Origin of the sequence: Erwinia oleae (assembly GCF_000770305.1) — a bacterium.
Lineage (GTDB): Bacteria > Pseudomonadota > Gammaproteobacteria > Enterobacterales > Enterobacteriaceae > Erwinia > Erwinia oleae.
In genome coordinates, this window is the sequence record NZ_JNVB01000020.1 from 72370 (window position 1) to 87754 (window position 15385).

Here is a 15385-nt window from a genome sequence, read left to right on the forward strand (position 1 = left end):
GGTTCCTTATAATAAAGTGAGAGGGCGGGCCAGGGTGCCCAACTGACGGTAGCCGGTGTCGGTAACCACCACGGTTTCACTGACGCCAACGGTAAACTCGCCGTAGATGCGCAGCGCGGGTGGAATGTGAAAGGTCATGCCCGGTTGCAGTTCAGTGGTCACGCCGCTGTAGAGGCTGAGGATTGCACCTTCGCCCCAGTCCGGCGCAAACGAGACGCCTACGGAGTAGCCGGTGCGTTTTTTGAAGTTGTCGGTAAAGCCCGCGCGATCGATAACCTGCTGGCAGGCAAGGTGCGGCGCTTCGCAGGTGGCGCCGGGGCGGATCGCGTCCAGCGCCGCCTGAAGCGCTTCCTGGCACACTTTTTCCATTTCCTGCGCGATCGCAGGCGGTTTGCCGAGCCAGGCGGAACGCATCAGCGCCGCATGATAGCGATCGTGCGCGGCAGCCATTTCAAGGAATACAGGTTCGCCGGACTGCAAGATGCGACGACGCCAGGTGCCGTGCGGAATGCCGGTGCGCGGCCCGCTGGAAACCAGCGGCTCCATGCCGACGTACTCCGATCCGGCGGCAATGGCCGAACCCATCATGGCCGACACCAGCGCATTTTCGTCCGCGCCCGCGCGGATCGCCGCAATGCCCGCCGTCATGCCTGCATCCACGTAGCGCGCGGCCATGCTGATTTTTTCCAGCTCGGCGGCGGATTTCACCGCGCGCAGCGGTTCGATAACGCCTGCCGCATCGGCCACCGTACCCAGTTTGTCCTGGAGGGTTTCATACACCGCAATCGGCAGGAACCAGCCGCGCTTATCAATGCCGATACGCTTTTTCAGCCAGTCGCGCTGTTGCAGCTTGCCGACTAAAAAATCCACCGGGTTGTCGCCGTCCTGATAGATGGCGGCGTCGCTGATATAGGTGTTGGCGATAAAATTGAAGTATTCCAGTTGACGAATAATAAAAACGGGTTCGCCCTCGACCGGCAGCAGCAGCGCCTGGAAGGTGTAGTAACCTGGCGTCTGTTGGCCGGTAAGCCAGAAGATATTTTCCGGGCCGGTGACGATCATCACGTCGATACCTGCCTGGCTCAGCCGCTCGCGGGTGCGATGGATGCGCTGTGCGTACTCGTCGGCCACAAAGGCAGATTCACTGCCCTGAATCACATTATCGGGGTGTTGCATCAGAAAAACTCCTGAAGAAAAGTGGCACGCGCGGCATCAAAATGCACGCCCAGACCGGGGAGATCGGGCACGCTCACGCAGCCCTGGTGGTAAAAAGGACCGCTGACCGCATCGTCAGTCAGCCCGTCGGCGCCGTAAAGTTCGGCAAAATCAGGTTGGATACGCTGGCAAAGCTGGATGGCCGCCGCCGTCGCAGCGTGGCCCTCATTCATCTGGCCGATCATAAACGGGACGCTGGCCGCCTTCAGGCGCTGTGCGGCGGCAAGCGTGGGCAGAATTCCCCCCAGCTTCACCAGTTTGAGATGCCCCCACAGCGCGCCGCCCGCTTCCGCCAGGCGGGCGATGGCGGCCTCGCTGTTGAGGCTCTCATCCAGCATGAGGGGGATGCCGCAGGCGGTGAGATCCGCCAGCGCCGCATCGTCCGCAACGGCAAGCGGCTGCTCAACATAGCTGAGCGACAGCGCTATTAACTGTGGTAAATACGCCTGCGCCTGGCTGACAGACCACTGCCCGTTGACGTCAATCGCCAGCGAGACAGCGTCGCCAAAACGCTCGCGCAGCAGCCTCAGCCGCCGCAGATCGGTGGCGAAATCCGTTACGCCCGCGCGCAGCTTGAGCTGAGTAAACCCGCGTTCGAGATAGGTTTCCGCCTGGTCGATCAACTGCGCGTCGGTGCCCCAGAACAGCGTCTGGTTGGTGGCGACAGGAAGCGGTGAGGCGCCGCCGCCCAGCCAGCGCGACAGCGGCTGGTTATGCTGACGCGCCTGCAAATCCAGTAACGCCATCTCCAGCAGCATTCGCGAGGGCGTCAGCAGGCCGCTGTCCGGCGCATGCACCGCCGCCAGCTGCGCGGCAATCTCCTGCGTCCCGTCCCGGCGCGCCAGGTACTGCTGAACGTTATTCAGCACCTGCGTTTCGCTGTAGCCATGCAGATACTGAATATTCAGTCGCACCTCGCCGACGCCCTGCGCGCCGTCATCGTCAAGCGTCAGCCACAGGGTATCCAGCGCGTTAATCGCCCCGGACGCGGCGGTATGCAGCGTGACGCCCGCGTAGTGAAGATCGCCCCGCCAGAGTCTGGCCTTCACGATGCCGCCTCCACGGGCAGCATCGCCAGCGCAATCGCCCGATAGATAGAGGCGGCAGCGATAAATTCCTCAATGGGCACGAACTCATCCGGCTTGTGCGCCACCGCCAGCGAGCCGGGGCCGATCACCACGCCTTTCGCGCCAAGCGTACGAAAGTGCACCAGGTCGCAGCCGCCCTGAAAACCAAACGGCCCCGGATCCGGCTGGCCATAGCGACGACAGGCATCGAGGCTCGCCTGCACAATCGCTTCCGCGCTGTCGGTTTCGGTGGCGCCGCCGGTGGTGGGTTGCCAGGCGACGATCTCCGCCTCCACGCCGTAGCGCGTTTGCGCCGTCTGCAACAGCTGTTGCAGTTCCGCTTTTACCGCCGCTTCGTCTTCTCCCGGCACCATACGACGATCGAGCAGCAGCTCGCAGCTTTCGGGCACCACGTTATCGGCATGGCCGCCATGAACCCGCGTAACGGTCAGGCTGGCATTGCCCACCAGCGGATGACAGCGGCAGCGAACCTGCTGGTGGTGCGCCTCTTCCACCAGCCCAAGCAGTTTTGCGGCACTGTAAATGGCATTGACGCCCAGCTCCGGCGTGCCCGAATGTGCGGAGACGCCTTTTACCCGCACGCGCGGACGCAGGCTGCCCTTGTGCGCCGAAAAGGTGGCGTTTGAGGTAGGTTCGCCAATTACCGCGAAATCAATAGTGGGCGGCGCGTCGCGCACATAATGCTTCGCGCCCTCGCTCGCCACTTCTTCATCGGCGGTGAACACGCCCATCAGCGTGCCGGACCAGCCGTCGCGCTGTGCGGAGAGCAGGCGCAGCGCCTCGATCATTGCCACCATCGGCCCTTTGGCATCACAGGCGCCGCGTCCATACAGTTTCCCTTCCCGCTCGGTGAGCGTAAAAGGATCCTGGGTCCAGCCTTCTCCGGCAGGCACCACGTCCAGATGGGTGTTAAAGGCGAAACACGGCCCGCTGCCGTTGCGCAGCACTGCCGTCACGTTGGTGCGGCCCGGCGCATATTCGCTGAACGACAGGTCAAAACCGGCTTCTTCCAGCCAGCCCGCGACGCATTCGGCCGCTTCGCGCTCGCGTCCCGGCGGGTTTTCGGTGTTGATCGCCACCAGCGCGGTCAGGTTCTGTTTCATGCGCACGCTGTCGACGTTACTGGTCGTCATAGTCACTCCGCTATTAATGTAAGATTTGATCGAGGAAGCGGCGCGCGCGCTCGCTTACCTGGCCGGAAAAGAAGTCGCTGGCGCTGGCCCGTTCCAGAATTTCACCCTCTTCCATAAAGAGGATCTGGTTGGCCGCGCGGCGTGCGAAGCCCATTTCATGCGTCACCACCATGCTGGTCATGCCCTCGGCGCTCAGTTCCGCCATCACGTCCAGCACTTCGCGGATCATCTCCGGGTCCAGCGCCGAGGTCGGTTCGTCGTAGAGCATCAGTTCCGGCTTCATCGCAAGCGCACGCGCGATAGCCACACGCTGCTGCTGACCGCCGGAAAGCTCGTCGGGAAAGTGATCGGCGCGGTCGGTGATCCGCACCTTCGCCAACAGATGTTCCGCCTGCTTACGCGCCTCAATGCGGTTGAGGCCGAGCACCGTCATCGGCGCCAGCATGATGTTTTCCGCCGCCGTGAGATGTGAAAACAGCTCATAGTTTTGAAAGACCATGCCGATGCGCTGGCGAAGCTGGTGCGGCGGCACTTCGCCGCGGCTGATGTTCTGGCGATTAAAGAAGACGTCGCCGCCGTCGGCGGGCGTCAGCAGATTGACGCAGCGCAGCAGCGTTGATTTCCCGGAGCCTGACGGCCCAATCAGCACCACCGTTTCTCCACGTCGAACGCTGAGCGAGCAGTTTTTCAGCACGGTTTGCCGCCCGAAGGCTTTATCAATACCGGCCAGTTCCAGCAGCGGTTTGTTATCAATACTCATGACGCCTCCCGTGCCGGTTCCGGCAGCGCAGTTTTACCGGACTGGCTTTTGCGCCGACGCTGTTTCGGATCCAGCGAACGCTCCAGCCACGACTGGAAAATCATAAAAAGGGTGGTCAGCAGCAGGTAGTAGATGCCCGCCGCGCACAGCGCTTCGAAGTAGCGAAAGCTGGCGCTGGCGGTCTGGTTGGCGATCAGCAGCAGCTCCTGCACCGCGATCACCGACACCAGCGCGCTGGATTTCAGCATGCTGATCATCTGGTTTCCCATCGGCGGCAGCACAATTCGCGCCGCCTGCGGCAGAACCACCTTGCGCATGATCTGCGCGTTGGTCATCCCCAGCGCCATGCCCGCCGTGCGCTGGCCGCTTTTCACCGCCTGAAGACCGGAGCGCAGTATTTCCGCCATGTAGGCGCCTTCGTTGAGCGAGAGCGCCAGGATGGCACAGGTAAACGCCGAGAAACGGATGCCAAAACCGGGCAGCACGTTGTAAACGAAGATGATTTGAAACAGCACCGGCGTCCCGCGAAACAGCCACAGGTAAAAGAAGGCCAGGCCGCGCGCGGCGCGGAATCGCGACTCCTGAAGCAGCGCCAGCACCAGACCCAGCACCACGCCGCACAGCAGCGCGCTGATAGTGATCAACAGCGTCATCCACGCGCCTTCAAGGAAGGAAGGTGAGATGACGTACTGCCACATTAACTCTATTGACATAACATTCTCCGGGTAGCGGCTTTAGAAAATGGCGACCGATTCAGGGAAGCGCCATTTCTCGATAAGCTGCTTATAAGTGCCGTCTTTCACCAGCGCCTTCAGCCCTTTCTCAAGCTGAGCGCGGGTTTCGCTATCGCCCTTGCGCACCGCAAACGCGATCTGCGTATCGGCTTCGAACTCCGCGCCAACCGCTTCAAACACGCCCGGTTTTTCGGTCAGCAGCGCTACCGTGCCCGGCGTGGAGAGAAACTCCGCATCGGCACGGCCCTGCGCCACCGCCACCGCGGAGTCGGTGGCGGCCGGGAACGTCATCACGTTGATGGCCTCTTTTTTCGCCGCCAGACATTTTTTATTGTCCTCGCGCGCCTGGCTCTCTTCGATGCCGCCCAGCGTCACCACCACGTTTTTACCGCACAGCGAGAGATCGCGGCCGGTGATGCCGGCCGGATTCCCTTTACGCACCACCACGCGGCTGCCGATCTTCAGGTAAGGCACAAAATCCACCTGCGAGGCGCGCGTCGGATTGACGTACATGGCCGAGTTGATGACGTCCAGCCGCTTGCCCTGAAGCGCCGGGATCAGCCCTTTGAACTCCATCTGCATGGGCGCCGGGGTCAGGTTAATGTGTTTGCTCAGCGCGTTAATCAGATCGATATCAAAGCCGGTCAGCTGTCCGTCCTTCACGTATTCGAAGGGCATAAAGGTGGCGGCGGTACCGTAGGTGAGCTTGCCGGGCGCGACGCTTTCGGCGGCCTGACTGGCGAACGGCGTTAATGCACACAGCACCAAACCCAGTCCGGCAACGTGACGAAACATCAGATTTTGTCTGGACATGCTCTTCTCCTGGCGAAAATTGATTGGTTTTTGTGGCTCATTAAATACAATCACTGCGGCAGCAAATGCCTCTTTTATGTGCAGCAGTGCGCGAAAATGGTGCAGCATTTGCTTTATTTCGCGCTGACTCCTGCCTGTGATATCGTACTTAATGAACAAATAAATACATTTCAGGACATCTTACTCATGCAGTCTGCCTCTTCCGCAAGCAGTCGCCGGATCGCCCGACAAATACTTGACCTGATCTATGAAGCAAGATTCGATCCAGGTCATCATTTGCGTGAACAACCGCTGGCCGACGCGCTCGGCGTTTCCCGCACGCCGATACGCGCCGGACTGAAAGAGCTCACGCTGCTGGGCGCGGTGGAAGCCAGGCCCAATCAGGGATTTTTCCTGTTAAAGAGCGGCGACGAACTTGAGCGCCTGGCGATTGAGCAGCCGATCAGTAACGATCAGGCGCTCTATGAGCAACTGGTGCGGGAACGTATCGCCGGCGCGCTGCCGGAAACGTTTAACCAGACGGAGATCGCCCAGCGCTACGAGGCGGATCGCGGCGTGCTGACGCGCACGCTGCTCAGGCTGGCGGAGGACGGGCTGATCGCCCGTAATGCGGGCCACGGCTGGCGATTTCTTCAGACGCTGAACTCCGAAATCGCGCTGCGCAACGGCTATGGCTTTCGCCTGATGATTGAGCCTGCCGCGCTGCTGTCTCCACAATTTCGGCTCGACAGACAAACGCTGAAGCGCATTCGCGCACGCCATCTGTGGCTGATTACGCATCCCGATATTACTCAGGTTCCGGCGAAGCACATCTTTGAAACCGATGCCTCTTTCCACGAGATGCTGGCGGAAGCAAGCGACAACCCCTTTGTTCTTCAGGCCGTACAGCAGCAAAACCGCCTGCGCCGGCTGCTGGAATTCGGCAGTTATCACAACAAACGCCGCGTCAAAGAGTGGTGCGAAGAGCATGTGGCCATCCTTGATGCCATACGCGCAAACAGACTGGATGAAGCCGCTATGCGCATGCGCGACCATCTGCAATCCGCTTACGATCAGGTGGTGGTAAAAGTCGCCAGAGACTAAACGGCACCCTTTTTGCATTATCTGCTTCTGAAAAAACAAACAGGAGAGATAATGGATCTGCAAATCAAACAACGCGTCGCGCTCGTCTGCGGCGCAGGGAGCGGCCTTGGCCGCGCTATCGCCCTTTCTCTGGCGCAGGAAGGCGCGTATGTCGCAGTGACCGGACGCAGCAGGGAAAAACTGGCGGAAACCGTCTCGCTCATTGAGCAGCAGGGCGGCACCGCCCATGCATGGACACTGGATTTGGCGGCACCGGCGGACTTTGACCAGACGCTGAACGCCATCCGCCAGCACTGGGGCGACGTGGAGATTCTGGTTAACAACTCCGGCGGCCCGCCGCCTGCGCGCGCGCAGGGGACAGATGCCGAGCGCTGGCAGCAGCAGTTTGGATTGATGGTGGGATCGCTTATCGAGCTGACCGACCGCGTTTTGCCTGCCATGCGCCAGCGCGGCTGGGGCCGCGTGATCACCACCACCTCCTCAGGCGTGATCGCGCCTATCGCCAATCTGGCGCTCTCCAATGCACTGCGCATGAGCCTGCTCGGCTGGTCAAAAACGCTGGCCAGTGAAGTGGCCGCCGACGGCATTACGGTGAATGTGATGGTGCCGGGACGCATCGCCACCGATCGCGTACATCAGCTTGATGCGATAAAAGCAGAGCGGGAGAACAGCACCGCCGGAGACGTGGCGGAGAAAAGTCGCCAGACCATCCCGGTCGGGCGCTACGGCGACCCGCAGGAGTACGGCGCCGCCGCCGCATTCCTTGCCAGCCAGCAGGCCGCCTACATCACCGGCAGCGTGTTACGGGTGGATGGCGGACTGATCCCTTCGGTGTTTTAAGAGGGGCCAACGCGGGCGGTTTACACCACGCCCGCTTCTGCGTTAGTGGGACAGAAGGTCGTTTAAAAAACGCCGGGCGCGCGCGTGCTCGGGCGCAGTAAAGAATTTATCCGGCGTTGATTTCTCCAGAATTTCTCCCTGATCCATAAACCAGATGGTATCCGCAACATCGCGCGCAAAATTCATTTCATGCGTTACGCACATCATAGTCATGCCTTCCTGCGCCAGCCCGCGCATCACGTTAAGCACTTCGCCAACCATTTCCGGATCCAGCGCCGAAGTCGGCTCGTCAAACAGCATGACCGGCGGTTTCATTGCCAGCGCCCGCGCGATGGCAACACGCTGCTGCTGTCCGCCCGACAGCTGCGCCGGATAGGCATCGGCTTTGTGTGACAGGCCGACGCGCTCCAGCAGTTCGCCCGCATGCTGCCGGGCAACGCTGCGCCTGACGCCCAATACTTTCACCGGCGACATGATGATGTTTTCCAGCACCGAGACGTGTGGAAAAAGATTGAAGTTCTGGAACACGAAGCCAATGCGCGTGCGTAGCTGATTCAGACGCGTGCTGCTGCCGTGAATATTGATGCCGTCGAAGAGAATTTCACCCTGCTCAATCGGCTCGAGCCGGTTGACGGTGCGGATCAGCGTGGATTTACCGGAGCCGGACGGCCCGCACACCACCACCACTTCGCCAGGTTTGATCTCTGCGCTCAGATTGGTCAGTGCCTGATAGTTGCCGTACCACTTGTTTACCTGATTGAACAGAATCATCGGACGCATGGTTGCTCCTTATTGCGATTGGGTTTTGGTGAGAACCAGCGGCGCGGCGATATCGCCTGCGTTCGGATGCGCATTACGACGCCGGGTGGCGATCTGCGTTTCGAGGCGGTTCGCCAGCCAGGTCAGGCTGAAATTAATGATGTAGTATCCCAGCGCGACGATGGCGAACACCTGAAAAGGTTTGGTTAACAACTGATTGCTGACCTGGTTGGCGGCGTAGGTGAGTTCGGGCACGTTGATCACATAGCCGAGGGTGCTGTCTTTAATGATCGAGACCAGCTGGCTGACCAGGCTCGGCAATGTGTTGTAGAGCGCCTGCGGCAGAATAACCAGCCGCAACGCCTTGATATGACCCATGCCCATCGCCCGTGAGGCCTCATATTGACCCTGCGGCAGCGCCTGAATACCACCGCGAACGATCTCGGCAATATAGGCGCTTTCATAAATAACCAGCGTACAGAGCATGGTGGCGAAACCGCTGATGTTGTGGCCGATCAGCAGCGGCACGCAGAAATAGGTCCAGAACACCACCATCAGGAGCGGGATGCCGCGCAGCAGGTACACCCAGCAGGCGGCGGGCCAGGCCAGCCAGCGCCACGGCGACAGCCGCAGCAGCCCCAGCATCACGCCGACCGGAAAAGCAAACAGCACCGCCAGCAGGGAGATCAGCAGCGTGCAGAGTACGCCGCCCAGTGGCCCGCTGGGATATTGTCCCATCAGGAACAGCATGCCGTTGTCGTGCAGAATGGTGAAGAAATCTGACATGCTTGTTACCTCGCATACGCGCGCTGGAAGCGACGCGCCAACAGCGCACCGATACCCATCAGCATCAGTGAAAACGCCAGATAGCCGATCGTCGCGACGGCATACGCTTCAAAGGTGCGGAAGGTCTGGTTTTCAATATCGCGCGTGACGTAAGTCAGTTCCGCCACGCCAATCACCATCGCCAGGCTGGTGTTTTTAAACAGCAGCACGGTGTGGTTGATAATCGACGGCAGCGCATTACGGATGCCCTGCGGCAGTATGACCAGCCGCATGGCGCGAACGTAGCCCATGCCCAGCGCTCTGGCCGCCTCGGTCTGCCCGTCAGGAATGGCGCGCAAGCCGCTACGAATATCTTCAGAAAAATAGGCGGATTGACACAGTCCCAACGCAAACAGTGAGAACAGAAACTCCGCGTTAAATTCATTAATCCACATCTGTACCGCTTCCGGCAGCAGCGTTGGAATGGCGAAGTACCACATCATCAGTTGAATCAGCGTGGGCACGTTGCGATGCCAGGAGACCCAGGCGGCAACAAACCACTGCGCGGCACGATAATGCGTCAGGCGGATGACCACCAGCAGCAGCGCCATGAACATGGCCAGCAGCCACGCACCTGCCGCCAGTTCCACGGTGGTCACTATGCCCTCAACAATTAGCTGGCTGAACGGGCCGGTCAGTACGGCGCTGAAATCAAGTGCCACAGGAAGTCCTCTTGTTGGAAGATCAGAGATCGCGATCGCCCGGCCGCATTGTGGATAGCCCACCGGGAACCTGTAGCGTCGGCGTGATCTCAATATTGCCAATGTTTACTGCCACCGGCGCCGCCAGCGCAAACGCCACGCAGTCGGCGATATCTTTTGCCTGCGGCAGTTCAAAGCCGTCAATGAAACGGCGGCGCGCGTCATCGTGATCGCCGGAGACGTTGCCGAAAATGTCCGTCGCCACGCGGCCCGGACAAATTTCAGTGATACGCACCCGCTTGCCGTAGCAGTCAACGCGTAGCTGTCGCGACAGCGCGTGTACGCCAGCCTTGGTGGCGTGATAAACGGAGTTGCCATTGAAGTTGTAGATGGCGGCGATAGAGGTAATGTTGAAGACATGCCCGCGATCGCGCGCCACCATGCCCGGCACCAGCAAACGGCACAGGTGCAGCACCGCGCGCAGATTGACGTCCACCTGCGTATTCACCACGTCTTCATCGGCATCCAGAATCGATCCGGGATGTGATAAGCCCGCGTTGTTGATCAGAATATCGACCTCGAGATCGCGACAGAGCGCGGTCAGCGCGGAGAGATCGGCAACATCGACCGCGTGAGGAATGCAGCCGGTGCGATCCGCCAGCGCCGCCAGCTGCTCCTGACGACGCGCCACCGCATGCACCGTAATGCCTTCCTGACACAAACGTTCGACGATGGCTTCCCCCATTCCGGCCGATGCGCCCGTGACCAGCGCCACTTTGTAATCTGAAAACGGCATGTTGCTTCTCCTGTTGTGGCAGTCGTTCTGCCCGTGCTGTGGGTTATTTGACTTTATTCAGTTATGTCCGGCGGGTATAAGACGTAAATGATGTGAGGCGATAAGGGGGTCTTATAACGACGTTTCGGTTTCGCTGCTCAGCGCCAACATCATGATCTCGCTACCATATTCCACCCGCTCAAGCGGTTCGACCTGGATGGCGACCAGCGTCCCCGCTGCCGGGCTGCGTAGCGGCAGGTAAAACGGCCCCACTTTCACCAGCGCCAGCAAATCATGCTGCTTTACTCGCTGACCGGGCTGCACATACGCCTCACCGTGGCTGGGATGGCAAAGAACGATATGACCCGGCATCGGCGCGCAAACCGGTGTTAATGTCGGCGAATCCGTCACCGGCGTCGCCTCTGCTGACGGTAAAGACGGCAGAAGGCTGCGCTCGGGAAATCGCAACCGGATCGATACGCGCCCGCTGCGCCACTCCAGCTCCTGCAAACCGGCAACATTCATCTTGCGCGCCAGCTGGCGTAACTCTTTTAAGGCAATTGCGTCTTGATTCATGGGGTTCCATCGCGTGCAGGTAGTGTCAGCGCGTGGCTCAGACGCGCGCCAGAGCCTTCACTCTAGCGTGCGCGTTACTGTGATCCGTAAGAGGGTTTCGCTTTAAGGTGATAAGCGCGTCTTATTATCCCGCCAACGCCAGCGGCCGGTTATCCACGGTGCGGTTCGCCATCAGCGACAGCAGGATCGCTTTTACCGCCTCCGCAGGCTGGGAGAGCGGCAAATGATCGGACATGCAGAAGGACAGCGACGCCTGCACGTCAGGCTCCACAATTTTCGCCATCCACGCATCGGCCGCTTTCAGCATCGCGCGCGCCGCCGACTCAGGCATGATCGTACAGCCCATTCCCGCCGCCAGCGCGGCGTTAAGCGTGGTCTGCGACTCAATTTCCGTTTTCACATGGTATTGCAGCCCTTGCCGTACAAACGCGTCGTCCACCACCTTGCGCATAATGTTGTAAATACGCGGCAGAAACAGATCGTACTTTGCCGCACTGGCAAGCGAAATTTCCCGCATTGGCTCGCCGAGCGCGCGCGGGCAGACAAAGCACAGATCCTCCTTCATCAGCGGGATAAAACGCAGGCCGTGAATATCGCGATTGTCATAAATCACTGCCATATCCATACGACCGTTCATGATCAGTTCGCTCAGCGTCGTGCCGAAATTTTCGTTGAAATAGAGCACGATGCCCGGATACTGGCGCTGCACTTCAACCATCAGCGGCAGTGCCAGCTGCTGTGCGGCGGTGCCGGGCGCGAGCCCGACGGAGACATGGCCGCTGAGGGCTTGCCCCGCCCCGTCAATGGCGCTCTGCGCCTGATCGCACTGGCGCAAAATCGCCTGCGCGTGGGTATAAAGGATGTTGCCGGCTTCGGTCGGCGTGACGCCGCGCTTGGTGCGAATTAAGAGCTGTTGTCTGACCTCGCCTTCCAGCGTGGCAAGCTGCTGGCTCAGCGCCGGTTGCGCAATATGCAAAATGTCAGCTGCCTGCGTCAGGCTGCCAACATCGACGATTTTAATGAAGTATTTCAGACGACGAAGATTCATGGACAGGCTTCCGATTCAGTGCGGGTCTGATTGTTAACGCAAGATCGGTGCCAGAAATGTCATTTACGTCCAAAGCGCCGTGGCGGTGGCGTTTCATCCCCTGGAGACACATTCAGCGCACGCCCATCGCACCATTCGGGTGCATTTTGCGGCCAGCAGCTATCGCATTGTGTTATGTCGCCACAACAAAGCACTATTAACGGCCGCACTCTGCCCCGCTCTATCCTCTGTTACTCCCTGCCGCGGAACCGCTTCGCCGCGCGGCTTTTTGCTGACCCTGCAACCCGGAATGCTGCCCCATGCCTGATATTGCCGATCGTCTGAAGAATGTTGCCGTCTCTGCCTCCGTCGCCATGACCCAAAAAGCGCGCGACCTCACCGCCCGGGGCGTGGATGTCGTGGGGCTTTCCACCGGCGAACCTGATTTCCCCACGCCAGAGCATGCAATTGAGGCGGCCTATGCCGCCGCACGTGCGGGTGATACCCGTTATCCGCCGACTGACGGCACGCCTGCGCTGCGCGCGGCAATCCAGCGTAAATTTCTACGCGATAACGAATTGCATTATGAAATCAATCAGATCCTGACCGCTGGCGGCGCCAAACAGATCATCTTTAACGCCATGATGGCCACCCTCAATCCGGGCGATGAAGTGGTGATCCCAACGCCGTCGTGGATCAGCTACGCCGATATTGTAAAGTTTGCCGGCGGCACGCCGGTGCCGGTCGCCTGTCGTGAAGAGAATGGCTTTAAACCGCTGCCCGCCGACGTTGATGCCGCCATTACGACGAAAACCAAATGGCTGCTGCTTAACTACCCCAGTAACCCCACCGGATCGGTGGCGACCCGCGATGAGCTGCTGGCGCTGGGCGAGGTGATGCTGCGCCATCCGCATGTGTGGGTTCTGACTGATGATATTTATGAACATCTGCTGTATGACGACGTGACGTTCTGGACGCTGGCACAGGTTGAACCGCGCCTGCGTGAGCGCGTGCTGACGGTTAACGGCGTGTCCAAAGCCTACTCGATGACCGGCTGGCGCTTAGGTTTTTGCGGCGGCCCGCTGCCGCTGATCACCGCCATGAGCAATGTGAATACGCAGAACAGCGGTGGCGTGACGACCCTGACGCAGGCGGCGGCGGTTGCCGTCCTCGACGGGCCGCAGGATCTATTAACGGCGCGTGCGGCAATCTATCGCGAACGTCGCGACTACGTGCTGGCGCGGCTCGCAGAGATACCCGGCCTGCACTGTCACCGCCCGCAGGGTGCGTTTTACCTGTTCGTCAATATGGCGGCGTTGATCGGCAAAACCAGCGCGGGCGGCCGTGCCATCCATAGCGACACCGACTTTGTCCTGGCGCTGATTGAGGAGCAACACGTGGTGACGGTGCAGGGCGCAGCATACGGCATGAGCCCGTACTTCCGTCTCTCATATGCCACCAGCATGGAACGCCTGCAAACCGGCTGCGATCGCATCGCCGCATTTTGTTCAGGCTGTCAGTAAATAACGGCAGCCGGCGCCGCATGCGGCGCCGGTTTACTGTATGAAGGGAAGGATTAACGGCGCTATTGCGCCAGTACCTCAGCCGCCGGGGCGACGCTGCCGCCACAGGCTTCGATTTCGCTACGCACTAACATTGCCAGCTCAACGGAACCGGGCGTATCGCTGTGGATCAGGACAGAACGCGCACGGATCGCCAGCGTATCGCCCCCAAAGGTGGTCACCGTGCCCTTCTCCAGGAACTGTCGCACGCGAGCGCGTACCGCCAGCTCCTCATTGATCACCGAACCGACAATGCCACGCGGCACCAGCCCTCCCTGCGCGTTGTAAGCGCGATCGGCCAGAAACAGCGTCAGACTTTGCAGACCGGCCGCTATGGCTGCGCGTTCAATAAGCGTGTCGGATTGAGAAAAAACGATCAGGCTATCGTCAATGCGCGCGAGCGTCTGCATCACCTGCCGCGCCAGCGCCGCGTCGCGGTTGATGATGTTGCCCATCGCAGCATGGAAGCTGACGTGCGCCACGCGCGTTTCTTCCACGCGGGCAATCGCGCTCAGCGCGCCCACCTGATAAGCCACCTGCTGGCAGATCTCTTCGGCCGAAAAGGGCAGTTCGCGGCGGCCAAAGCCCTGACGATCGGGCAGGCCGGGATGCGCGCCAATACCGACGCCGCGCGCTTTCGCCAGCCTTACCATACGCGTCATGATGGCGGGATCGCCCGCATGAAAGCCGCAGGCGATATTGGCGGAAGACACCACGTTCATCAGCGCGGCGTCATCACAAAGTTGATAGACGCCGAAGCCTTCTCCCATGTCGGAATTGACATCAATCTTCATTTTCGTTTCCTTATAAACCCACCACGTTTTTAAAAGGCGTAATACTGTCGCGCAGCCGTTGCAGCCAGCCCTCCATCGCTTTTCGCGCGGTAACGGCACCCTGCGCGTCGCTTTGCACCAGCTGGATGGACTGCCCCGGTTGAACCTGTCCCAGTCGCCACAGATCTTCTTCAATGACGCAGGCAATTTTCGGGTAACCGCCTGCCGTGTTGGCGTCACTGAGTTGAATAATGGGTTCACCGGCGGGCGGCACCTGAACAATGCCGGGGATCAGCCCATAAGAGCGTAGTTCCACGGTTTCCGCAGGCAGAACAGGTTCTCCCGAAAGGCGGTAACCGGTGCGGTTGCTTTGCAGGGAGACTTTCCACGGCTGCTGCCAGAAACGTTTCGCATCGGCGGCAAACAGCGCATATTCACCGGAAGGGATAGCACGCACCTGCACCCTTCCCTCGTCGCTGCGCGGGAAAGCAGCATGCAACGCCTGCTCCGGCGGCTCAATGCCCATGCCGCAGGCAGGCAGCGACCGGACAGCGCTTGTGCCCGCCTTCAGCACGTCGCCCTGCCGGAGCGTTCGGCCTTCCAGCCCGCCGAAACCGCCGCGCAGGGCGGTACTGCGCGATCCCAGCACCGTGGGTACGTCGATGCCGCCGGCAATGCAGAGATAACCTCGCGCGCCGCTGCGCGGATAATGCAGTTCCAGCGTCTGCCCTTCCCGCGCATTGCAGGCCCACCAGGCCGGCAGTTCGACGCCATCCAGGCG

General features: G+C 60.3%; 17 protein-coding genes. 3 read left to right on the forward strand and 14 right to left on the reverse strand.

What is annotated here, in order from left to right:
• Positions 1-6: 6 nt before the first annotated feature.
• The 6 genes from GS12_RS08725 to GS12_RS08750 are packed head-to-tail and all read right to left on the reverse strand — an operon-like array spanning position 7 to position 5743.
• Positions 7-1176: a M24 family metallopeptidase gene (locus GS12_RS08725; RefSeq protein WP_034945959.1), complete on the reverse strand. Its 1170-nt coding sequence runs from the start codon at positions 1174-1176 to the stop codon at positions 7-9.
• Positions 1176-2264 (reverse strand): mandelate racemase/muconate lactonizing enzyme family protein, encoded by a 1089-nt coding sequence (locus GS12_RS08730; RefSeq protein WP_034945962.1) that lies wholly within the window; start codon positions 2262-2264, stop codon positions 1176-1178. The genes GS12_RS08725 and GS12_RS08730 overlap by 1 nt, the downstream gene beginning before the upstream one ends.
• Positions 2261-3436: a M20 family metallopeptidase gene (locus tag GS12_RS08735; RefSeq protein ID WP_034945964.1), complete on the reverse strand. Its 1176-nt coding sequence runs from the start codon at positions 3434-3436 to the stop codon at positions 2261-2263. The genes GS12_RS08730 and GS12_RS08735 overlap by 4 nt, the downstream gene beginning before the upstream one ends.
• 13 nt (positions 3437-3449) lie before the next feature.
• Positions 3450-4190 (reverse strand): amino acid ABC transporter ATP-binding protein, encoded by a 741-nt coding sequence (locus GS12_RS08740; protein ID WP_407637853.1) that lies wholly within the window; start codon positions 4188-4190, stop codon positions 3450-3452.
• 2 nt (positions 4191-4192) lie between these two features.
• Positions 4193-4909, reverse strand: a complete 717-nt coding sequence (locus tag GS12_RS08745) for an amino acid ABC transporter permease (protein WP_034911510.1) — start codon at positions 4907-4909, stop codon at positions 4193-4195.
• Between the two features lie 21 nt (positions 4910-4930).
• The gene (locus GS12_RS08750; protein ID WP_034946008.1) at positions 4931-5743 is read right to left on the reverse strand and encodes an ABC transporter substrate-binding protein; all 813 of its coding nucleotides are present in this window, start codon (positions 5741-5743) and stop codon (positions 4931-4933) included.
• A 186-nt stretch (positions 5744-5929) separates the two neighbouring features.
• On the opposite strand from GS12_RS08750, the gene GS12_RS08755 reads away from it, so the two are divergent.
• Positions 5930-6826 (forward strand): GntR family transcriptional regulator, encoded by an 897-nt coding sequence (locus tag GS12_RS08755; protein ID WP_034918729.1) that lies wholly within the window; start codon positions 5930-5932, stop codon positions 6824-6826.
• Between the two features lie 51 nt (positions 6827-6877).
• Positions 6878-7666 (forward strand): SDR family oxidoreductase, encoded by a 789-nt coding sequence (locus GS12_RS08760; RefSeq protein WP_034945968.1) that lies wholly within the window; start codon positions 6878-6880, stop codon positions 7664-7666.
• 42 nt (positions 7667-7708) lie between these two features.
• On the opposite strand, the gene GS12_RS08765 is transcribed toward GS12_RS08760, so the two are convergent.
• The 6 genes from GS12_RS08765 to nac form a co-directional block, all read right to left on the reverse strand.
• Complete coding sequence (locus tag GS12_RS08765; RefSeq protein WP_034945970.1) at positions 7709-8446, reverse strand: amino acid ABC transporter ATP-binding protein; 738 nt, start codon at positions 8444-8446, stop codon at positions 7709-7711.
• A gap of 9 nt (positions 8447-8455) precedes the next feature.
• A complete protein-coding gene (locus tag GS12_RS08770; protein WP_034911502.1) occupies positions 8456-9211 on the reverse strand; it encodes an amino acid ABC transporter permease in 756 nt (251 codons plus the stop codon).
• A gap of 5 nt (positions 9212-9216) precedes the next feature.
• Positions 9217-9912: an amino acid ABC transporter permease gene (locus tag GS12_RS08775; protein WP_034911500.1), complete on the reverse strand. Its 696-nt coding sequence runs from the start codon at positions 9910-9912 to the stop codon at positions 9217-9219.
• 22 nt (positions 9913-9934) lie between these two features.
• Positions 9935-10687, reverse strand: a complete 753-nt coding sequence (locus GS12_RS08780; RefSeq protein WP_034911497.1) for an SDR family oxidoreductase — start codon at positions 10685-10687, stop codon at positions 9935-9937.
• 111 nt (positions 10688-10798) lie between these two features.
• The gene (locus tag GS12_RS08785; protein WP_034945973.1) at positions 10799-11242 is read right to left on the reverse strand and encodes an acetyl-CoA carboxylase biotin carboxyl carrier protein; all 444 of its coding nucleotides are present in this window, start codon (positions 11240-11242) and stop codon (positions 10799-10801) included.
• 124 nt (positions 11243-11366) lie between these two features.
• Positions 11367-12290 carry a nitrogen assimilation transcriptional regulator NAC gene (nac, locus tag GS12_RS08790; protein WP_034911494.1) on the reverse strand — a complete coding sequence of 308 codons (924 nt, stop codon included), beginning with the start codon at positions 12288-12290 and terminating at the stop codon, positions 11367-11369.
• 299 nt (positions 12291-12589) lie between these two features.
• On the opposite strand from nac, the gene GS12_RS08795 reads away from it, so the two are divergent.
• Entirely contained in the window at positions 12590-13792 is a 1203-nt protein-coding gene (locus GS12_RS08795; RefSeq protein WP_034945975.1) for a pyridoxal phosphate-dependent aminotransferase, read from the forward strand.
• Positions 13793-13854: 62 nt separating this feature from the next.
• On the opposite strand, the gene GS12_RS08800 is transcribed toward GS12_RS08795, so the two are convergent.
• Positions 13855-14625, reverse strand: coding sequence for a 5-oxoprolinase subunit PxpA (locus GS12_RS08800; RefSeq protein ID WP_034945979.1), 771 nt, complete (start codon positions 14623-14625; stop codon positions 13855-13857).
• A gap of 10 nt (positions 14626-14635) precedes the next feature.
• Positions 14636-15385: 5-oxoprolinase subunit C family protein (locus GS12_RS08805; protein WP_034945982.1), on the reverse strand; the 750-nt coding region annotated here is incomplete at its 5' end.